We start from the raw sequence: 19,361 nt of genomic DNA, 5'->3' as shown, positions 1-19,361 counted from the left end.
CGGTGCCGTTGCTGAATACAGTGATCGGGTGACTCAGCCCGCGATGCCTGCCGCGTACCTCAGATTCCCGCACCTGCACGGCGAGTTGGTGGCCTTCGCCGCCGAGGACGACGTGTGGCTGGCGCCCCTCGACGGGGGCCGTGCCTGGCGGGTCAGCGCCGACAACATGCCCGTGTCCCTGCCCCGGATCTCCCCCGACGGCACCACCGTCGCCTGGACCTCCACCCGCGACGGCGCCCCCGAGGTGCACATCGCGCCCGTCGACGGCGGCCCCTCGACCCGGCTGACGTACTGGGGCTGCGCGCAGACCCGGGTGCGCGGGTGGACCCCGGACGGCCAGGTCCTCGCCGTCAGCACCTACGACCAGGCGACCCTGCGCCGCAGTTGGGCCCGCGCCGTCCCGGTCGACGGCGGACCGGCGACGACCCTGCCGTACGGGCCGGTCGGCGCGGTCGCCCACGGGCCGCACACCGTGCTGCTGTCCGCGCCGATGGGCCGCGAGGCCGCCCACTGGAAGCGCTACCGGGGCGGCACGGCGGGGAAGTTGTGGATCGACCGGGAGGGGCAGGGGGAGTTCGTCCGGCTGCACGAGGAGCTGGACGGGAACATCGAGTACCCGGTGTGGGCGGGGGACCGGATCGCGTTCCTCTCCGACCACGAGGGCACCGGCGCGCTGTACTCCTCCCTCGCCGACGGGTCCGACCTGCGACGCCACACGCCCCTCGAAGGTTTCTACGCCCGGCACGCCGCCGGTGACGGTACGCGGATCGTGTACATGTCGGCGGGTGAGCTGTGGCTGCTGGACGACCTGGACGGCGCCGAACCGCGCCGCCTCGACGTCCGTCTCGGCGGCCAGCGCACCGACCGCCGCCCCTACCAGGTGACCGCCGCCCGCTGGCTGGGCGGGGCCGCCCCCGACCACACCGCGCGCGGCAGCGCCGTGGAGGTGCGCGGCGCCGTCCACTGGATCACCCACCGGGCCGGCCCCGCCCGCGCGCTCGCCGCCGAACCCGGTGTCCGCGCCCGGCTGCCGCGCACCTTCCGCACGGAGGGCGAGGAGTGGGTGGTGTGGGTGACGGACGCGGAAGGCGAGGACGCGCTCGAGTTCGCCCCGGCCACCGGTGCGGCCCCCGGCGCCACCCCGCGCCGACTCGCCGCCGGACGGCTCGGGCGGGTCCTGGAGCTGGCCATGGCGCCCGACGGCAGCCGGGCCGCCGTCGCCGCGCACGACGGGCGGCTGCTGCTCGTCGAGCGGGAGACCGGCGAGGTCCGCGAGGTCGACAGCAGCCCCGACGGCGAGGTGTCCGACCTGGTCTTCTCACCTGACTCGGGCTGGCTGGCCTGGTCGCATCCGGGCCCGCGCCCGCTCGCCCAGATCAAGCTGGCCAACGTCACCGACCTGTCGGTCACCGAGGCGACCCCGCTGCGCTTCCACGACTACGCGCCCGCCTTCACCCTCGACGGCAAGCACCTCGCGTTCCTCTCCACGCGCGCCTTCGACCCGGTCTACGACCAGCACGTCTTCGACCTGTCCTTCGTGGCCGGCGCCCGCCCGCACCTCGTCACCCTCGCGGCGACGACCCCGTCCCCGTTCGGCCCGCAGCGCCACGGCCGCCCCTTCGAGGCCCCCGACAAGGAGGAGACGCCCGACAGCGAGGGCACCCCGACCACCCGCATCGACCTCGAAGGGCTCGCCGACCGGATCGTGCCCTTCCCGGTCGAGGCCGGCCGCTACTCCGGGCTGGCCGCGGCGAAGGACGGCGTGCTGTGGCTGCGCCACCCGGTGCACGGCGTCCTCGGCGCCTCCCGCGCCACCCCGGACGACCCCGATCCCGACACCGAGCTGGAGCGCTACGACCTCGCCCAGCAGCGCCTGGAGCACCTCGCCTCCGACGCCGACGGCTTCGAGGTCAGCGGCGACGGCAAGCGGCTGCTGCTGTGGACCGACGGCAAGCTCAAGGTCGTCCCCAGCGACCGGCGGGCCTCCGGCGACGAGGACAGCGACAGCAACATCACCGTCGACCTCGCCCGGATCCACCGCAGCGTCGACCCGGCCGCCGAGTGGCGGCAGATGTACGACGAGACCGGCCGGATCATGCGGGACAACTTCTGGCGGCCCGACCTGGGCGGCGTCGACTGGGACGGCGTCCTCGACCGCTACCGGCCCGTGCTGGAGCACGTCGCGACCCACGACGACCTCGTCGACCTGCTGTGGGAGGTGCACGGCGAACTCGGCACCTCGCACGCCTACGTCACGCCCCGCGGCGGCCACGGCGGGCGCGCCCCCCGGCAGGGTCTGCTGGGCGCGGACATCTCCCGTCATCCGGACGGCAGTTGGCGTATCGACCGCGTCCTGCCCTCGGAGACCTCCGACCCCCATGCCCGCTCCCCGCTGGCCGCCCCCGGCGTCGCGGTGCGGGCCGGGGACGCGATCGTCGCCGTCGGCGGCCATCCCGTGGACCCGGTCACCGGCCCCGGACCGCTGCTCGTCGGCACGGCGGGCAAGGTCGTCGAGCTGACCATCTCGCCGTCCGGCGGGGGCGAGCCGAGGCACGCGGTCGTGGTCCCCGTCGCGGACGAGGAGCCGCTGCGCTACCACGCGTGGGTCGCGGACCGGCGGGCCTACGTCCACGAGGCGTCCGGGGGCCGGCTCGGCTACCTCCACGTCCCGGACATGCAGGCGCCCGGCTGGGCCCAGATCCACCGTGACCTGCGGATCGAGGTCGCGCGGGAGGGGCTCGTGGTCGACGTCCGGGAGAACCGGGGCGGGCACACCTCCCAGTTGGTGATCGAGAAGCTCGCCCGGCGCATCGTCGGCTGGGACGTGCCGCGCGGCATGCGGGCGTCCAGCTACCCGGAGGACGCGCCCCGGGGGCCCGTCGTCGCCGTCGCCAACGAGTTCTCCGGGTCGGACGGGGACATCGTCAACGCGGCGATCAAGGCGCTCGGCATCGGGCCGGTGGTGGGCACCCGCACCTGGGGCGGCACCATCGGCATCGACAGCCGCTACCGCCTGGTCGACGGCACCCTCATCACCCAGCCCAAGTACGCGATCTGGCTCGAGGGATACGGCTGGGGCGTCGAGAACCACGGCGTCGACCCGGACGTGGAGGTGATCTGCGCTCCGCAGGACTACGGGGCGGGGAGGGACGTCCAACTGGACGAGGCGGTAAGGCTCGCGCTGACGTCCCTGGAGGAGACCCCGGCGAAGACGGCACCCCCGCTCCCCTTTTAGCCCGTCCGGCGCTTGAGGACGAGGCCGTTCAGGCCGATCGGGGGCCCAGGGGGCAGAGCCCCCTGGGATCGATACGATGCCCGCAAGAGATCACCGGCGAAGAGGAGACCCGCATGGCAGGGGAAGCGCAGGACGATTGCCTGTTCTGCAAGATCGTCGGGGGGCACATCCCGGCGACGATCGTGCGGGAGACGGAGACGACCGTCGCGTTCCGGGACATCAACCCCCAGGCCCCCACGCACGTGCTCGTCATCCCCCGCGTGCACTACGCGAACGCCGCCGACCTCGCCGCCGCGGAACCCGCGATCGCCGCGGACGTCCTGCGCGAGGCCAAGGCCGTCGCCGACGACGAGAAGCTGGACAGCCACCGCGTCATCTTCAACACCGGCGCGGGCGCCGGCCAGACCGTGTTCCACGCCCACGCGCACGTCCTCGGCGGCCGCGGCATGCACTGGCCCCCCGGATAACCCGCCGTGTCCGTAAGAGAACTGGTGGTCCTCGGCACCGCCAGCCAGGTCCCGACCCGGCACCGCAACCACAACGGCTACCTCCTGCGCTGGGACGCCGAGGGCATCCTCTTCGACCCGGGCGAGGGCACCCAGCGCCAGATGCTGCGGGCCGGCGTCGCCGCGCACGACCTGAACCGGATCTGCGTCACGCACTTCCACGGCGACCACTCCCTCGGCCTCGCCGGGGTCATCCAGCGCATCAACCTGGACCAGGTCCCGCACCCGGTCACCGCGCACTTCCCGCGCTCCGGGCAGCGCTTCTTCGACCGGCTGCGCTACTCCACGGCCTACCGGGAGACCGTCGGCGTCACCGAGGTCCCGGTGGACCGGGACGGCCCGCTCGCCGTCACCGCCTCCTACACCCTCGAAGCCCGCAAGCTCTCCCACCCCGTCGAGTCCTACGGCTACCGGCTCGTCGAACCCGACGGCCGCCGCATGCTGCCCGACCGCCTCGCCGCGCACGGCGTCAGGGGCCCGGACGTCGGCCGGATCCAGCGGGAGGGGGCGGTGGGGGACGTCCGTCTCGACGACGTCAGCGAGGTCCGCCGCGGACAGCGGTTCGCGTTCGTCATGGACACCCGGCTGTGCGACGGGGTGTACGCGCTCGCCGAGGGCGCCGACCTGCTCGTCATCGAGTCGACCTTCCTCGACGAGGACGAGCGACTCGCCGTCGACCACGGGCATCTGACGGCCGGTCAGGCGGCCCGCGTGGCCCGCGACTCCGGCGTACGCCATCTCGTCCTCACGCACTTCAGCCAGCGCTACTCGCAGCCGGAGGAGTTCGAACGGCAGGCGCGGGCCGCCGGGTTCGAGGGGGAGCTGACCGTGGCCCACGACCTCCTGCGGGTGCCGGTTCCGAAACGGCGGTAAAGCGGCCGTACGATGCTTTGATGCCCCTCCCCAAAGCCGAACTTCACCTGCACATCGAAGGCACCCTGGAACCGGAGCTGGCGTTCGAGCTGGCCGCCCGCAACAAGATGGCCCTGCCGTACGCCGACACCGAAGAGCTCCGCAAGGCGTACGAGTTCGCGGACCTCCAGTCCTTCCTGAACCTCTACTACGAGCTGATGGCGGTGCTCCGCACCGAGCGGGACTTCGAGGATCTCGCCAATGCCTACCTCGCCCGGGCCGCCGGGCAGGGCGTGCGGCACGCGGAGATCTTCTTCGACCCGCAGGCCCACCTCGCCCGGGGGGTGGGCATGGGCACGGTCGTGGAGGGGCTGTGGCGCGCGCTGGGCGGCAGCGAGGCCCGCCACGGGGTCTCCACCCGCCTCATCCTCTGCTTCCTGCGCGACGAGTCCGCCGAGTCGGCCCTGCGGACGCTGGAGGCGGCGGGGCCCTATCTCGACCGGATCACCGGCATCGGACTGGACTCCGCCGAGGTCGGGCATCCGCCGGCGAAGTTCCGCGAGGTGTACGAGGCCGCCGCCGCGCTGGGACTGCGGCGCGTCGCGCACGCCGGCGAGGAGGGGCCGCCGCAGTACATCACCGAGGCCCTCGACGTCCTCGGCGTGGAGCGCGTCGACCACGGGCTGCGCTGCATGGAGGACCCGGCCCTCGTCGAGCGGCTGGTGCGCGAGCGGATCCCGCTGACGCTGTGCCCGCTGTCCAACGTACGGCTGCGGACCGTCGACGTCCTCGCCGGCCACCCGCTGCCCGCCATGCTCGACGCGGGCCTCGTGTGCACGGTCAACTCCGATGATCCCGCCTACTTCGGCGGGTACGCCGGCGACAACTTCGACGCCGTACGGCGGGAGTTGGGGCTCGGCCCGGAGCAACTGCGCGAGCTGGCCCGCAACTCCTTCGTCGCCTCCTTCCTGGAGGACGACGAGGAGCGGCGGGCGCGGTATCTCGCCGAGGTGGCCGCGTACGCGTTCTGAGGAGAGCGCCCGGGCGCGTTAACGCCAGTCGACGGCCCCGCCGAAGCCTGGCGCAGCCCGAGTCGCCGTCCCCGTCGCCGTCGTCTCGATCTTCGCCCGGATCTCCCGCATCACCGCGACGATCCGCTCCTCGTGCTCCGGCGTCAGCCGGGCCACCGGCACCGAGCAACTGACCGCGTCCTGGGCGGGCGTGTCGTAGCGCAGGGCGAAGCCGAAGCCGACGATGCCGAGGACGCCCTCCTCGCGGTCCACGGAGTACCCGCGCGCCCGCACCTCGGCGAGGTCGGCGCGCAGCGACTCCCGGCCGGTGTGGGAGTGCGGGGTGAGCGCCTCGTACGGCCCCTCGGGCAGCTCCTCGTCCGGCCGCTGGGCGAGGAGTGCCTTGCCGAGCGCGCCGGCGTGCGCGGGCAGCCGGCGTCCGACCCGGCTGATGGTGCGCAGGTATTCGTGCGACTCGCGCGTCGCCAGATACGCCACGCTCCGGCCGTCCAGCCGCCCCAGGTGGATCGTCTCGCCCAGCGCCTCCGACGCCTCGTCGAGGTAGGGCCGCACCAGCCGGACGCGCGGGTCGGAGTCGAGGTAGCTGGTGCCGGTCAGCAGGGCGTGGATGCCGATGCCGTAGAGCGAGCCGGTGACGTCCGTGCGGACCCAGCCCCGGCCGATCAGGGTCTGCAGCAGCGCGTACATCGAGCTGCGCGGCACGCCCAGCTCGTCCGCCAGCTCCTGCAGCCGCACCGGCCGGTCCCCGCGCGCCGCGAGCAGTTCCAGCAGCTCGACCGTGCGCGCCGCCGACTTCACCGCGCGGACGCCGCCTGTCTCCGACATGTGCCGATCGTACGGGTGTGCGCGCATCCATTGACGGTCGGCGTTCGCGTATCTAATCTCCATCTTCATACATGGATGACGTCTACATAGGGAGATGGACGAGGTGGGCCTCGACAAGGAAACAGCTCCGGACACCGTTCGGGAGACCGTCCGGCGGCTGCGGGACGGCATGGCGCAGGGGGTGCTGTCGTTCCCGCTCACCAGCTTCCACGACGACGGCTCCCTCGACGAGGACGGCTTCCGCACGCACGTCGCGGCCCAGATCGCGACCGCCCCCGGCGCCGTCTTCCCCGCCTGCGGCACCGGCGAGTTCTTCTCCCTCGACGAGGACGAGTACCGCCGGGTCGTCACGATCGCCGTCGAGGAGGCGGCCGGCCGCGTGCCCGTCGTCGCCGGCGTCGGCTACGGCTGGGCGCAGGCCGTGCGGTTCGCGCGCATCGCCGAGGAGGCCGGCGTCGACGCCCTCCTCGTCCTCCCGCACTACCTCGTCGCCGCCCCGCAGGACGGCCTCGTCGCCCAACTGGAGCAGATCGCCGCCCGCACCCCGCTGCCCCTCATCGCCTACCAGCGCGGCCAGGTCACCTTCACCGCAGCCTCGTTGAGACGCATCGCCGCCCTCCCGACCGTCATCGGCGTCAAGGACGGCCACAGCGACCTCGACCGCCTCCAGCGCCTCACCCTCGCCGCCCCCGAGGGCTTCCTCTTCTTCAACGGCGCCTCCACCGCCGAGATCCAGGCCCGCGCCTACGCCACCGTCGGCGTCCCCGCCTACTCCTCCGCCGTCCACGCCTTCGCCCCCGAGATCGCCAATGCCTTCTTCGGCGCGTTGCGCGACGGCGACGACAAGACGGTGGAGCGGCTGCTGCGCGACTTCTACGTCCCGCTCGTCGAGCTCCGCGACCGGGTGCCCGGCTACGCCGTGTCCCTGGTGAAGGCCGCGGCCCGGCTGCGCGGACGCCCCGTCGGCCCGGTCCGCGCCCCGCTCACCGACCCCTCGCCCGCCGACCTGGCCGACCTCACGACCGTCCTCACCGCAGGCCTCGACCTCGTAGGAGCCGCCCTGTGAGCCCCGACCTCACCATCACGGACGTCCGCCTCACCCCGATCCTGGTCGCCGACCCGCCCCTGCTCAACACCCAGGGCGTGCACCAGCCTTACACCCCCCGGCTGATCGTCGAGGTCGTGACGGCCGACGGGACCACGGGCGTCGGCGAGACCTACGGCGACACCAAGTACCTGGAACTGGCCCGCCCGTTCGCGGAGAAGCTGACAGGCCGTCAAGTCAGCGACCTGAACGGACTGTTCACGGTCGCCGACGAGGTGAGCGTCGACAGCTCCCGGGTCTCCGGGCAGGTGGACGTCGGCGGACTGCGCGGCGTCCAGACCGCCGACAAGCTGCGCCTGTCCGTCGTCTCCGCCTTCGAGGTCGCCTGCCTCGACGCCCTCGGCAAGGCGCTCGGCCTGCCCGTGCACGCGCTGCTCGGCGGCAAGGTGCGCGACGCCGTCGAGTACAGCGCCTACCTGTTCTACAAGTGGGCCGACCACCCCGAGGGCGTCGCGGCCGAGAAGGACGACTGGGGCGCCGCCGTCGACCCGGCCGGGGTCGTCGAGCAGGCCCGCCGCTTCAAGGAGCGCTACGGCTTCACCTCCTTCAAGCTCAAGGGCGGCGTCTTCCCGCCGGACGAGGAGATCGCCGCCGTCCGCGCCCTGGCCGAGGCGTTCCCCGGCCACCCCCTGCGCCTGGACCCCAACGGCGCCTGGTCCGTGGCGACTTCACTGAGGGTGGCCGAGGAGATCGGGGGCATCCTCGAATACCTGGAGGACCCGGCCCTCGGCACCCCGGCCATGGCCGAGGTCGCCGCGAAGACCGACGTGCCGCTCGCCACCAACATGTGCGTGACGACGTTCGCCGAGATCAAGGAGGCGTTCACCAAGGACGCCGTCCAGGTCGTCCTGTCCGACCACCACTACTGGGGCGGACTGCGCAACACGCAGCAACTCGCCGCGATCTGCCGCACGTTCGGCGTCGGCGTCTCCATGCACTCCAACACCCACCTGGGCATCAGCCTGACCGCGATGACCCACGTGGCCTCGACCGTCCCCAACCTCCACCACGCCTGCGACTCCCACTACCCCTGGCAGTCCGAGGACGTCCTCACCGAGCGCCTCACCTTCACCGACGGCAGGCTCGCCGTCTCCGACGCGCCCGGCCTCGGCGTCGAACTCGACCGCGACAAGCTCGCGTTCCTCCACCAACGCTGGCTGGACGACGACGGCGCCCTGCGCGAGCGCGACGACGCGGCGGCGATGCGGGTCGCCGAGCCCGACTGGGTGACGCCGTCGGTGCCGCGCTGGTAAGTGCCCCCGTGGCGCGTGTGACGGACGGCGTGTCGTCGGCGGTGTGGTGCACACTGGCCGGATCGGCACCACGTCAGGGAGCACACCGTGACCGCGTCCCACGCGTCCACCGGAGAGGGACACCACCACCGAACCGGCCCGACCGGCCAGAACGGCCCGAGCAGCCAGAGAAGACAGGGCGGCCCGGGCGGACAGGCCGGCCAGGGCGGACACGCCGGTCGTAGCGGCCAGGCCGCCGGGGTCGACCCGCTGGCCGCCCACCGCACCTCCGACGACCCGCCGTGGGACGTCTACCTCACCGGCCCCGTCTTCCTCGACATCATCTTCACCGGGCTCGACTCCGCCCCGGTGCGCGGGACCGAGTCCTGGGCACGCGGGATGGGGTCGAGCCCCGGCGGCGTCGCCAACATGGCCACCGCGCTCGCCCGCCTCGGCCTGCGCACCGCCCTCGCCGCGGCCTTCGGCGACGACCACTACGGCGAGTACTGCTGGGACGCCCTCGAACGGGGCGAGGGCATCGACCTCAGCACCTCGCGCACCGTCCCCGGCTGGCACTCCTCGGTCACCGTCTCCATGGCCTACGAGGGCGAACGCACGATGGTCTCCCACGGCCACGAGCCGCCCCCGGAAGCCGTACCGCTGCACGAGGGCGCCCCCGCCTGCCCGCCCCCCGCCCGCGCCGCCGTCGCCTCCCTCACCCCCGGCAAGCGCGCTCCCTGGATCGCCCAGGCCGCCGCCCGCGGCACCCGCGTCTTCGCCGACGTCGGCTGGGACGACACCGGCGCCTGGGACCTCTCCGGCCTCACCGACCTCGCGCACTGCGAGGCCTTCCTGCCGAACGCGGAGGAGGCCATGCGCTACACCGGCGCCACCTGCCCCCGCGCCGCCGCCCACGCCCTCACCGCGCACGTACCGCTCGCGGTCGTCACGCTCGGTGCGGAGGGCGCGTACGCCGTGGACCGCCGCACCGGCGAGAGCGCCGAGGTCCCCGCCATCGCCGTCGAGGCCCTCGACCCCACCGGCGCCGGGGACGTCTTCGTGGCCGGCTTCGTCACCGGCACGCTCGCCGGCTGGCCCCTCGCCGACCGCCTCGCCTTCGCCGGCCTCACCGCCGCCCTGTCCGTCCAGGAGTTCGGCGGCTCGCTCTCCGCCCCCGGCTGGTCCGAGATCGCCGCCTGGTGGCGCAGGGTCCAGTCGGTCGAGGGCCAGACCCCCGAGGCGCTGCGCCGCTACACGTTCCTGGACGACCTGCTCCCGACACTGCTCTCGGCGCAGGAGGAGGCCGCCCCGTGGCCGCTGCGCAGAGCGGTACCGACGATCGGTTTCGGCCGCTCGGCATAGTCACCGGCCCAGAGGAAAGCCCTGCGCCAGCCCAAAGAAAAAGCCCTGTACCAGCCCAGAGAAAAGCCCTGCGGCGACCCAGGGAAAAGCCCTACGGCGTTGTCACCCCCCTGGCGTACGCTGGAACACGCCAGGCCGCCCTCGTGGCAGGCGAGACGCATCCGGGAGGACGTAGAGGCCCTCGGGCCGGCCTATGACTCAGACACCGACAGCTCACACGCCCGCGCAGGGCAAGGCGAGAGCACAGTTCACCGTTCCCGCCCAGCACACCATGGTGGCGCTGCTGGGATCCGGAGACTCCCTCCTGCGCGTGATCGAGACGGCCTTCCCGGCGGCCGACATCCACGTCCGGGGCAATGACATCAGCGCGGTCGGCGACGCACGGGAAGTCGCCCTCATCCAGCGCCTGTTCGACGAGATGATGCTGGTGCTCCGCACCGGGCAGCCGATGACGGAGGACGCAGTGGAACGCTCGATCGCCATGCTGCGGGCGAGTGAGAACGGGACGAGTGACGGCCAGGAGACCCCGGCCGAGGTACTGACACAGAACATCCTGTCCTCACGCGGCCGCACCATCAGACCGAAGACCCTCAACCAGAAGCGGTACGTCGACGCGATCGACACCCACACGATCGTCTTCGGCATCGGCCCCGCCGGCACCGGCAAGACCTACCTGGCCATGGCCAAGGCCGTCCAGGCCCTCCAGTCCAAGCAGGTCAACCGCATCATCCTGACCCGCCCGGCGGTAGAGGCCGGCGAACGCCTCGGCTTCCTCCCCGGCACCCTCTACGAAAAGATCGACCCCTACCTGCGCCCGCTCTACGACGCCCTGCACGACATGCTCGACCCGGACTCGATCCCGAAACTGATGGCGGCGGGAACGATTGAGGTAGCACCCCTCGCATATATGCGAGGAAGGACCCTTAATGATGCTTTTATCATCCTGGACGAGGCTCAGAACACGAGCCCCGAGCAGATGAAGATGTTCCTCACCCGGCTCGGGTTCGAGTCGAAGATCGTGATCACGGGTGATGTGACGCAGGTCGACCTGCCGAACGGCACGAAGTCGGGGCTGCGGCAGGTTCAGGACATTCTGGAGGGGCTCGACGACGTCCACTTCTCCCGCCTGTCGTCGCAGGACGTCGTCCGGCACAAGCTCGTCGGCCGTATCGTCGACGCGTACGAGCAGTACGACAGCGAGAACGGTACGGAGAACGGCACCCACAAGGGCGGCCGTGACAAGCGGAAGTAGACGAACCAGCACCATGTCGATCGACGTCAACAACGAGTCCGGAACCGAGGTCGACGAGCAGGCGATCCTCGACATCGCCCGCTACGCGCTCGCGCGGATGCGCATCCACCCGCTCTCCGAGCTCTCGGTGATCGTCGTGGACGCCGACGCCATGGAGCAGTTGCACATCCAGTGGATGGACCTGCCGGGGCCGACGGACGTCATGTCCTTCCCGATGGACGAGCTGCGTCCGCCGTCGAAGGACGACGACGAGCCCCCGCAGGGCCTCCTCGGCGACATCGTGCTGTGCCCGGAGGTCGCCGAGCGGCAGGGCAAGGAGGCGGCGACGCGGCACTCCATGGACGAGGAGCTCCAACTGCTCACCGTCCACGGGGCGTTGCACCTGCTCGGGTACGACCACGAGGAGCCTGACGAGAAGGCCGAGATGTTCGGCCTCCAGCAGGCCATCGTGGATGGCTGGCGCGCGGAGAAGGGCATGACCGGCCCGTCTCCGGCCCCGACCGTCTCATGAGCCCCGCGCTCGTCTCCGGCGCGATCGCCCTGGTCGTCGTCGCCTGGCTCGCCGCCTGCGCGGAGGCGGGCCTCGCGCGCGTCTCCAGCTTCCGCGCCGAGGAGGCCGTACGGTCCGGCCGGCGCGGCAGCGCCAAGCTGGCGCAGATCGCCGCCGACCCCACCCGCTACCTGAACGTGGCGCTGCTGGTCCGCGTCGCCTGCGAGATGGCCGCCGCCGCGCTGGTCACCTACGCCTGCCTCCAGGAGATCGACGGCACGACCCCGGCCCTGTTCGCCGCGATCGGCGTCATGGTCCTGGTGTCGTACGTCGCCGTCGGCGTCTCCCCGCGCACCATCGGCCGCCAGCACCCGCTGAACACGGCGACGGCGGCGGCGTACGTCCTGCTGCCGCTGGCGCGGATCATGGGCCCGATCCCGTCGCTCCTCATCCTCATCGGCAACGCGCTCACGCCCGGCAAGGGCTTCCGCCGCGGCCCCTTCGCCTCCGAGGCGGAGCTGCGGGCGCTGGTCGACCTCGCCGAGAAGGAGTCCCTGATCGAGGACGACGAGCGCCGCATGGTGCACTCGGTCTTCGAGCTGGGCGACACCCTCGTACGGGAGGTCATGGTCCCGAGGACCGACCTCGTCGTCATCGAGCGCTACAAGACCATCCGCCAGGCCCTGACGCTGGCGCTGCGCTCCGGTTTCTCCCGCATACCGGTGAGCGGGGAGAGCGAGGACGACATCGTCGGCATCGTGTACCTGAAGGACCTGGTCCGCAAGACGCACATCAGCCGGGACGCGGAGGGCGAGCTGGTGTCGACGGCGATGCGGCCGGCCGCGTTCGTCCCCGACACCAAGAACGCCGGTGACCTGCTGCGCGAGATGCAGCAGGACCGCAACCACGTCGCCGTCGTCATCGACGAGTACGGCGGCACGGCCGGCATCGTCACCATCGAGGACATCCTGGAGGAGATCGTCGGCGAGATCACCGACGAGTACGACCGTGAACTCCCGCCCGTGGAGCGGCTCGGCGACGACCGCCACCGGGTGACCGCCCGTCTCGACATCACCGACCTCGGCGAGCTGTACGGCCTGGAGGAGTACGACGACGAGGACGTGGAGACCGTCGGCGGACTGCTCGCGAAGGCCCTGGGCCGGGTGCCGATCGCCGGCGCGTCGAGCACGGTCGACCTCCCGGACGGCCGGACCCTGCGCCTGACGGCGGAGGCGGCGGCCGGCCGCCGCAACAAGATCGTGACGGTGCTGGTGGAGCCGGTGGACCCGGCGGCCGGCCCGCCCGAGCAGGAGAAACCGGAGTGACCCCACAGGAACTGCGCGCCCTCTGCCTCTCCTTCGGCGCGGCGGTGGAGGACTTCCCCTTCCGCCCGGAGACCTCGGTCTTCAAGGTCGGCGGCAGACTGTTCGCCCTGACGACCCTGGACGCCCGGCCCCTGACGGTGAACCTCAAGTGCGACCCGGACGACGCGGTACGCCTGCGCACCGAGCACCCGGGCCTGATCACCCCCGGCTATCACATGAACAAACGCCACTGGAACACGGTGACGGCCGACGCGGACCTCCCGGACGGGCTGCTCCGGGAGCTGGTCGAGGACTCGTACGACCTGGTCGTCGCCGGCCTACCGCGCGCCGAGCGACTCCGTCTCGACCGGCCCTGAGGCGGTGCGGCCCGGGCGCAGGCCCAGGCCGACCAGGACCGCCGTCGCCGTCACGATCGCCGCGTTCAGGGCGAGGACGGTGCGGATGCCCGGCAGCAGGGCGTCCGAGGTCGTCGCCAGTGCGCCGAGGAGGGGGATGCCGATGGTGGCGCCGAGCTGCTGGGTGGAGGTGACCAGGCCGGTGGCGAGGCCCTGTTCGCCGTCCGGGACGCCCGAGGTGACCGTCAGGCCGTAGGAGATGATCGCGCCCAGGTGGCACATGCCGGCCAGGGAGACCGCGGCCGTGGCGAGCCAGACCGACCAGGGGTGCGTGTTCAGGCCGAGCAGGGCGGCGGTCAGCGCGCCCTGGCCGGCGAGGGAGCCGACCAGGGCGCGGCGGGCGCCGACGCGGCCGATGACCCTCGGGATGAAGGTGCCCGCGACCGTCGACAGCACGCCCTGGACGCCGAAGACCAGGCCCGTCTCGAACGCCGACAGGCCGAGGACGTCCTGGAGGTAGAGCGTCAGGACGAAGAGGACCGTCGACATCATCGAGAAGGTGACCAGCCCGCCCAGGTTGCCCCACGCCACCGTGCGCCGGCGCAGCATCGGGAGGGAGACCAGCGGGGTCCTCGCCCGGGACTCGACGACGCCGAACGCCGTCAGCGATGCGACGCCGGCGATCAGGGTGACGATCACGTCGGGGTGGGCGAAGCCCCGGTCGGCGGCCGTCGACAGGGCGTGGATCAGGGCCAGGAGGCCGCCGGTGACGGTGATCGCGCCGGGCAGGTCCAGGCGCGGGCGCTCCGGGGTGCGGGACTCCGGCAGGAGGGCGGCGGCGAGGGGGAGCACCAGCAGGGCGAAGACGGCGAGCAGGGCCATCGTGGAGCGCCAGCCGAGGACGTCGGTCAGGACGCCGCCGCTCACCATGCCGACGGTGAAGCCCAGCGACAGCAGTGTGCCCGAGATGCCGAGGGCGCGGTCGCGGGCCGGGCCCTCCGGGAAGGTCGTCGTCAGCAGGGACATGCCGGTCGGGACGATCGCCGCCGCGCCCAGCCCCTGTAACGCGCGCCCGGTGAGGAAGGACGCCGGGTCCCAGGCGAGCGTCGCGAGCAGTGAGGCCGCGCCGAACAGGGCCAGGCCGGTCAGGAACAGCCGGCGACGGCCGTACAGGTCGCCGACGCGGCCGAACAGGAGCAGGAAGCCGCCCGACGGGAGGGCGAACGCCGTGACCGCCCACGGCAGCGCCGACCGGCTCATGCCGAGGTCCGCGCCGAGGACCGGCAGGGCGACGTTCAGGACGGAGAAGTCCAGCGCGACCATGAACTGGGCCGCGCAGAGGACCAGGAGGACAAGTCTGTCGCTCTGTGCGCTGGTGTCGTTCGTGCCGGTGTCGTTCGCCATGGCGTCGAGCTTGCGGCCATCGGAGCGCGCGTGGGAGTCGGGGGCAATGGTGGTGGTGGCGCCACCAGGCACGGGCGGCGCGGGGCCGGGTACCCCGTGGCGGGGTGAGCGGCCCGGGTCTTCGTATGCTCGGGGTATGACCGACAGCAACGCGCTCGACCCCGAGGACCGCAAGATCGTCACCCTGGCCCGTTCCGCGCGGGCCCGTAACGGTGTGCCCGAGGGGGCCGCCGTACGGGACGAGACGGGACGTACGTATGTCGCCGGGACGGTGGATCTGCCGTCGCTGAAGCTGAGCGCGCTGCGGACGGCGGTGGCGATGGCGGTGGCCTCGGGGGCGAAGTCGCTGGAGGCGGCGGCCGTGGTGACGGAGGCGGCGGGCGCCGCCGACGCGGACCGGGCCGCCGTCGCGGACCTGGGCGGGGCGGGCACGCCGGTGCTGGTGGCCGGGCCGGACGGAACGCTCCGCGACACGGTGACAGCGGGCTGAGCCCTGAGTCATGCCTGACCGATGCCTGCCTGCTTGACCGCGCCGAACTAGGCCGGAATTCAACCTTGCCCTTCTCCCGTCCCTGACGCGTCAATGGAACCGTAATTTCCGACGGACCGTCAGATTCACCCCCCACCGGCATTGGTGTCCGCACCCACCCGTCCCGCTCCGGCAGTCCGTCTCCCCACATCCGGGAAGGAGCCGGAACACCCATGAGAGGCAAGCGAATCGGATCAGGTGCGGCACTGCTGGCAGGGGCCCTCGCGGTCACCGGGCTGGCATTCGCACCGTCTGCCGCCGCCGTCACCCCGACGACGGCGGCCGTGACCGCGAACTGCGGTCTGTTCGGCGGCGGTGCCGCCACCCTCACGGCCACCCAGACGGGCACGGCCGCCACCCTCACCCTCACGTCCACCGCGATCACCGCGCCGATCCCGATCAGCGCGAACAGCATCGCTTCCACGCTCACGATGGCGAACTCGACCGGTGCCGCCCGGGTCTTCAGCGGCACCGTGAACCCCGCCATGGCCACCGGCGCCTCGATCACGGTCGGTCCGCTCAACGGGACCGTGGCCTCCGGTGACAAGCTGGACTTCAACGGAGGCTCGCTGAAGATGGTCATCTTCGGGATCACCGTCACCTGCACGGCGGCCGGGCCGCAGTCGCCGGGACCCTTCGTGTTCGACTGATAGCGGTTGGAAACTGAGCAGACGGGCCGTCAGTTTCCTTACGGGACCAGGAAACTGACGGTCCATCAGTTCGCTCTGCCGTGTCCATTGACTTCTCGTGCGATCCGCACGTCAATGCCCCCTGTCGGCGCAGAAGAGCCGCTGCGCCCGCACCCCGGAGGAGGGGGCAATCATGGGTTCACCCCGAGGTTCCGGAAGTTCCCGAGGTTCCCGAAGACGGCGCTGGGCGTCGCTGCTCGGGGTGACCGCGCTCGCGGTCACCGCGGGCGGGGCGCTGGCCTGTCCGGCGGGCGCCGCGACCAACGTGAACTTCCCGACGCACTGCATCCCGCCGGCCATCGCGGGACTCCCGCCGATCGACGGCACCACCACCGCCAAGGTCACGGCGGACAACACCAGTCCCAAGGTCGGCGACACCGTCACCGTCACGTACACGGTGGTCACGCCCGCCGCCAACAACCCCACCGACCTGGCCCTGCCGGCCGACATCATGACGCCGACGGGCAAGGTCGCCCTCGGCGGCGCGCAGACCGGCACCGTCACGGTCACGGGGCCGAAGAAGAACGACCCGGTGCCCGGCAAGGGCGTCTTCCCGTCGTTCTCCATGACCGGCACCTTCACGGTCACCTCGCCCGGCGCGATCACCCTCTCGCCCGGCGACTACAACATCCACACCAGCTACATCCTCGAGCTGGACACCCCCTGCACGGTGACCAACCCGCCCGCCCCGGTGTCGGAGACGGTCACCGCCGCCGCCAACCCGCCGGCCAACACCCGTGCCATCAGCCTGGGTTCGGCCTCCGGAAGCCCGGGCGCGAGCGTCGCCGTCAGCGGCGGCGGCTTCACGGCGGGCGCCTCGGTCACCGTCGCCGGACGGTCCGGGTCCGGCCAGACCGCGGACAGGGCGACCCTCACCGCGAGCGCGCAGGGGAACATCTCCGGGTCGCTCGCCGTCAACGACCTCGCCACCACCGGCATCGTGGCGTACGAGGGCGGCGCCTGGACCTCCGACCTGGGCACCGCGCCCGCCGCGTACGTCGTCGTCGACGACACGCCCGTACCCGCGGGCAGTCAGAAACTGACGGCCACCGTGAAGGCCGGCACCCTGTCGATGTCCCAGGCCGGGGACGCCGTGGCGATGTCCGCGGTCGACTTCGGTTCCGGTCAGGCCTCGACCGGGGGCCTCAACGCGGTGACCGTCAAGGACTTCCGCGGCGGCCCCGCCGGCTGGTCCCTGACCGGCAAGGTCACCGACTTCAGCGGCCCCGGCGCCAAGATCGACGGCGAGCTGCTGAGCTGGACGCCCGCGTGCACGACCAAGGCGGGCAGCCCGAGCACCTGTCAGGCCGGTTCGGCGGGCACGGTCGGCGCCTCGGGGGCGACCCTGGCGTCCACGCCCGACGGCACGGCCACCGGCGGCGAGTTCACCGCCGACGCCCGACTCTCCCTCGGCGTACCGGCGTTCACGCCTCCGGGCAGCTACGCCGGCGTCCTGACCCTGACGCTCACCTGAGCCGACGCACCACGTCCACCGGTGGCCGGGCGCCCGCCCCACAGGTCCGCACCCGCCCGTCCCCACCCGAGCCACCACAGCCCGTACGCGCCAGCAATCCGTACGCGCCGGCCCGTACGCCGAAGCCCGCCCGTGGGGGGTCCGCACCCATGCGCAAGCCGTACGTCCTCCTCCTGCCGTTCCTCCTCTGCCTGCTGTTCGCCGCTCCCGCCGCCCGGGCCGCCGACAACGGCGACTGGTCCGTCTACCCCGCCTCCTCGGCCGTCGCCGCGCGGCCCTACTTCTACGTCTCCGCCGACCCCGGTCAGACGATCGAGGACAAGGTCGTCGTCGCCAACAAGACCGACCAGCCCCTCACCTTCCGGCTGTACGCGGCCGACGCCTACAACACCGCGCGCGACGGCGGGTTCGCCGTGAAGTCGGTGGGGGAGAGGATGCGGGGCGTCGGCGCGTGGGCCGAACTGCCGAAGGACCGGGTCACCGTGCCCGCCCGGCAGACGGTCACCGTGCCGTTCACCGTCAAGGTGCCCGAGGGCGCGGAACCCGGCGACCATCCGGGCGCGATCGTCGCCCTCGACGAGCGGGTCGACCAGGGCGACGGCTCGGTCGCGCTCGGGGTGCAGCGGGCGGTCGGCGCTCGCGTCTACCTCACGGTCGGCGGTCCCACGGTGCCCGCCCTGGCCGTCGAGAACGTCCACATCAGCCACCACCAGCCCCTGATCCCCGGCCTCGGCGACAGCACGGCGACGATCTCCTACACCCTGCACAACACGGGAAACGTCACGCTCGAACCCAAGGCCGCCTTGACGGCGCGGGGCCTCTTCGGCCGCACCCTCCTGACCCGAGACCTGAGGAAGCTCCCCTCCCAACTCCTCCCGGGCCAGAGCGTCAGCCTGACCGAACGCTGGACCGACGCCCCCCAACTCGACTGGACAGACGTCAAGTTGACGGCAACCGCCAAGAACACAACCGAGTCGGCAACGGCGACGTTCGTGGCGGTGCCGTGGCTGGCGGTGTCGTTCGTAGTGGCCGGGATCGCGATAGGGGGGTGGCTACTGCTCAGGCGGCGGAGCAACCCCCTAGGGGCGCGGGGCGCTCACATCATGCGGCTCCGCCGCGGGGCGCGACCAGCCGCAACGCACCCGCAGACGACGATCGACGCTTAGAGCGCGTCGGGGCCTCGTTCCCCAGTCCGCACCCGCACCACACTCTCCACCGGCACCGCCCACACCTTCCCGTCCCCGATCTTCCCGGTCCGTGCGGCAAGCACGATCGCGTCGATGGCGGCCTCGGAGACCGCGTCCTCGACGACGACCTCGATCCGCACCTTGGGCACGAGGTCGACCTGGTACTCGGCCCCCCGGTACACCTCGGTGTGGCCGCGCTGCCGGCCGTACCCGCTGGCCTCGGTCACGGTCAGCCCGTGCACGCCGATCTCCTGCAGGGCCGTCTTGACCTCGTCGAGGCGGTGGGGCTTGACGATCGCGGTGATGAGCTTCATGCCGGTGGCTTGACCTTCTGGTTCTGGGCGGAGAGGGCGGGGTGCGAGCCGACCGGGGCGCCATGGCCCAGGACGCCGCGATCGTATGCGCTCTCGGCGTGCACCGTAAGGTCCAGGTCCAGGCCGGTGTGCTCGTGTTTCCGGGAGCCCACCGTGGAGGGCGTTGCCGCTCGTGTGTACGGCGGGGCTTCGTGGATCAGGGAGAATGGGGGCC

General features: G+C 72.3%; 18 protein-coding genes and 1 pseudogene. 15 read left to right on the top strand and 4 right to left on the bottom strand.

Features of this window, described 5'->3' with window-relative positions; all coding sequences use genetic code 11:
• Nucleotides 1–43: 43 nt before the first annotated feature.
• The 4 genes from OG352_RS14455 to OG352_RS14440 all read left to right on the top strand — a co-directional run bounded on the left by OG352_RS14455 (nucleotide 44) and on the right by OG352_RS14440 (nucleotide 5,624).
• On the top strand, nucleotides 44–3,235 hold the full coding sequence (locus OG352_RS14455; protein ID WP_329223824.1) for a S41 family peptidase: 3,192 nt from the start codon (nucleotides 44–46) through the stop codon (nucleotides 3,233–3,235).
• A 113-nt stretch (nucleotides 3,236–3,348) separates the two neighbouring features.
• On the top strand, nucleotides 3,349–3,702 hold the full coding sequence (locus tag OG352_RS14450; protein WP_329217203.1) for an HIT domain-containing protein: 354 nt from the start codon (nucleotides 3,349–3,351) through the stop codon (nucleotides 3,700–3,702).
• A gap of 6 nt (nucleotides 3,703–3,708) precedes the next feature.
• Entirely contained in the window at nucleotides 3,709–4,614 is a 906-nt protein-coding gene (locus OG352_RS14445; protein WP_329217201.1) for a ribonuclease Z, read from the top strand.
• A gap of 20 nt (nucleotides 4,615–4,634) precedes the next feature.
• Complete coding sequence (locus OG352_RS14440; RefSeq protein WP_329217199.1) at nucleotides 4,635–5,624, top strand: adenosine deaminase; 990 nt, start codon at nucleotides 4,635–4,637, stop codon at nucleotides 5,622–5,624.
• A gap of 18 nt (nucleotides 5,625–5,642) precedes the next feature.
• Here OG352_RS14440 and OG352_RS14435 read toward each other — a convergent pair whose 3' ends face one another.
• On the bottom strand, nucleotides 5,643–6,449 hold the full coding sequence (locus OG352_RS14435) for an IclR family transcriptional regulator (protein WP_329217197.1): 807 nt from the start codon (nucleotides 6,447–6,449) through the stop codon (nucleotides 5,643–5,645).
• A gap of 94 nt (nucleotides 6,450–6,543) precedes the next feature.
• Here OG352_RS14435 and OG352_RS14430 point away from each other — a divergent pair, with 94 nt between their 5' ends.
• The 7 genes from OG352_RS14430 (at nucleotide 6,544) to OG352_RS14400 (ending at nucleotide 13,571) form a co-directional block, all read left to right on the top strand.
• Nucleotides 6,544–7,515, top strand: a complete 972-nt coding sequence (locus tag OG352_RS14430; protein WP_329217195.1) for a 5-dehydro-4-deoxyglucarate dehydratase — start codon at nucleotides 6,544–6,546, stop codon at nucleotides 7,513–7,515.
• Entirely contained in the window at nucleotides 7,512–8,807 is a 1,296-nt protein-coding gene (locus OG352_RS14425; RefSeq protein ID WP_329217193.1) for a glucarate dehydratase family protein, read from the top strand. The genes OG352_RS14430 and OG352_RS14425 overlap by 4 nt, the downstream gene beginning before the upstream one ends.
• Nucleotides 8,808–9,056: 249 nt before the next feature.
• Nucleotides 9,057–10,148: a carbohydrate kinase family protein gene (locus tag OG352_RS14420; RefSeq protein ID WP_329223823.1), complete on the top strand. Its 1,092-nt coding sequence runs from the start codon at nucleotides 9,057–9,059 to the stop codon at nucleotides 10,146–10,148.
• 193 nt (nucleotides 10,149–10,341) lie between these two features.
• Nucleotides 10,342–11,400, top strand: a complete 1,059-nt coding sequence (locus OG352_RS14415) for a PhoH family protein (RefSeq protein WP_329217191.1) — start codon at nucleotides 10,342–10,344, stop codon at nucleotides 11,398–11,400.
• 13 nt (nucleotides 11,401–11,413) lie between these two features.
• The gene (gene ybeY / locus OG352_RS14410) at nucleotides 11,414–11,911 is read left to right on the top strand and encodes an rRNA maturation RNase YbeY (RefSeq protein WP_329217189.1); all 498 of its coding nucleotides are present in this window, start codon (nucleotides 11,414–11,416) and stop codon (nucleotides 11,909–11,911) included.
• Complete coding sequence (locus OG352_RS14405) at nucleotides 11,908–13,215, top strand: hemolysin family protein (RefSeq protein WP_329217186.1); 1,308 nt, start codon at nucleotides 11,908–11,910, stop codon at nucleotides 13,213–13,215. The genes ybeY and OG352_RS14405 overlap by 4 nt, the downstream gene beginning before the upstream one ends.
• Entirely contained in the window at nucleotides 13,212–13,571 is a 360-nt protein-coding gene (locus OG352_RS14400) for an MmcQ/YjbR family DNA-binding protein (RefSeq protein WP_329217185.1), read from the top strand. Before OG352_RS14405 ends, OG352_RS14400 begins: the two co-directional genes overlap by 4 nt.
• On the opposite strand, the gene OG352_RS14395 is transcribed toward OG352_RS14400, so the two are convergent.
• Entirely contained in the window at nucleotides 13,533–14,954 is a 1,422-nt protein-coding gene (locus OG352_RS14395) for an MFS transporter (protein WP_329217183.1), read from the bottom strand. The two genes, OG352_RS14400 and OG352_RS14395, sit on opposite strands and share 39 nt — an antisense overlap.
• Before the next feature lie 136 nt (nucleotides 14,955–15,090).
• Between OG352_RS14395 and OG352_RS14390 the strand changes: the two genes are divergently transcribed.
• The 4 genes from OG352_RS14390 (at nucleotide 15,091) to OG352_RS14375 (ending at nucleotide 18,812) form a co-directional block, all read left to right on the top strand.
• The gene (locus tag OG352_RS14390) at nucleotides 15,091–15,444 is read left to right on the top strand and encodes a cytidine deaminase (protein WP_329217182.1); all 354 of its coding nucleotides are present in this window, start codon (nucleotides 15,091–15,093) and stop codon (nucleotides 15,442–15,444) included.
• Nucleotides 15,445–15,656: 212 nt separating this feature from the next.
• Nucleotides 15,657–16,133, top strand: a complete 477-nt coding sequence (locus OG352_RS14385) for a hypothetical protein (RefSeq protein ID WP_329217180.1) — start codon at nucleotides 15,657–15,659, stop codon at nucleotides 16,131–16,133.
• Nucleotides 16,134–16,305: 172 nt separating this feature from the next.
• Nucleotides 16,306–17,646: a beta-xylosidase gene (locus OG352_RS14380; protein WP_329217179.1), complete on the top strand. Its 1,341-nt coding sequence runs from the start codon at nucleotides 16,306–16,308 to the stop codon at nucleotides 17,644–17,646.
• Between the two features lie 149 nt (nucleotides 17,647–17,795).
• Nucleotides 17,796–18,812, top strand: coding sequence for a WxL protein peptidoglycan domain-containing protein (locus OG352_RS14375; RefSeq protein ID WP_329217178.1), 1,017 nt, complete (start codon nucleotides 17,796–17,798; stop codon nucleotides 18,810–18,812).
• Here the strand turns inward: OG352_RS14375 and OG352_RS14370 are convergent.
• Together OG352_RS14370 and OG352_RS14365 are read right to left on the bottom strand one after the other, a co-directional pair.
• Nucleotides 18,809–19,147, bottom strand: coding sequence for a P-II family nitrogen regulator (locus OG352_RS14370; RefSeq protein ID WP_329217177.1), 339 nt, complete (start codon nucleotides 19,145–19,147; stop codon nucleotides 18,809–18,811). The genes OG352_RS14375 and OG352_RS14370 overlap by 4 nt on opposite strands.
• Nucleotides 19,144–19,287, bottom strand: a pseudogene (locus OG352_RS14365) (ammonium transporter); the annotation flags it as partial. The pseudogene OG352_RS14365 and the gene OG352_RS14370, both read right to left, overlap by 4 nt.
• Between the last annotated feature and the right edge of the window lie 74 nt (nucleotides 19,288–19,361).

The organism is Streptomyces sp. NBC_01485, from assembly GCF_036227125.1.
Lineage (GTDB): Bacteria > Actinomycetota > Actinomycetes > Streptomycetales > Streptomycetaceae > Streptomyces.
This window is presented reverse-complemented; position numbering and strand designations above follow the sequence as displayed.

What these genes read in the sequence shown, in the direction of transcription:
- OG352_RS14435 (WP_329217197.1), bottom strand. Translation starts at nt 6,449, where the DNA reads ATGTCGGAGACAGGCGGCGTCCGCGCGGTGAAGTCGGCGGCGCGCACG.
- OG352_RS14455 (WP_329223824.1), top strand. Translation starts at nt 44, where the DNA reads ATGCCTGCCGCGTACCTCAGATTCCCGCACCTGCACGGCGAGTTGGTG.
- OG352_RS14375 (WP_329217178.1), top strand. Translation starts at nt 17,796, where the DNA reads ATGCGCAAGCCGTACGTCCTCCTCCTGCCGTTCCTCCTCTGCCTGCTG.
- OG352_RS14390 (WP_329217182.1), top strand. Translation starts at nt 15,091, where the DNA reads ATGACCGACAGCAACGCGCTCGACCCCGAGGACCGCAAGATCGTCACC.
- OG352_RS14430 (WP_329217195.1), top strand. Translation starts at nt 6,544, where the DNA reads ATGGACGAGGTGGGCCTCGACAAGGAAACAGCTCCGGACACCGTTCGG.
- OG352_RS14385 (WP_329217180.1), top strand. Translation starts at nt 15,657, where the DNA reads ATGAGAGGCAAGCGAATCGGATCAGGTGCGGCACTGCTGGCAGGGGCC.
- OG352_RS14380 (WP_329217179.1), top strand. Translation starts at nt 16,306, where the DNA reads ATGGGTTCACCCCGAGGTTCCGGAAGTTCCCGAGGTTCCCGAAGACGG.
- ybeY (WP_329217189.1), top strand. Translation starts at nt 11,414, where the DNA reads ATGTCGATCGACGTCAACAACGAGTCCGGAACCGAGGTCGACGAGCAG.
- OG352_RS14405 (WP_329217186.1), top strand. Translation starts at nt 11,908, where the DNA reads ATGAGCCCCGCGCTCGTCTCCGGCGCGATCGCCCTGGTCGTCGTCGCC.
- OG352_RS14415 (WP_329217191.1), top strand. Translation starts at nt 10,342, where the DNA reads ATGACTCAGACACCGACAGCTCACACGCCCGCGCAGGGCAAGGCGAGA.
- OG352_RS14450 (WP_329217203.1), top strand. Translation starts at nt 3,349, where the DNA reads ATGGCAGGGGAAGCGCAGGACGATTGCCTGTTCTGCAAGATCGTCGGG.
- OG352_RS14395 (WP_329217183.1), bottom strand. Translation starts at nt 14,954, where the DNA reads ATGGCGAACGACACCGGCACGAACGACACCAGCGCACAGAGCGACAGA.
- OG352_RS14370 (WP_329217177.1), bottom strand. Translation starts at nt 19,147, where the DNA reads ATGAAGCTCATCACCGCGATCGTCAAGCCCCACCGCCTCGACGAGGTC.
- OG352_RS14440 (WP_329217199.1), top strand. Translation starts at nt 4,635, where the DNA reads ATGCCCCTCCCCAAAGCCGAACTTCACCTGCACATCGAAGGCACCCTG.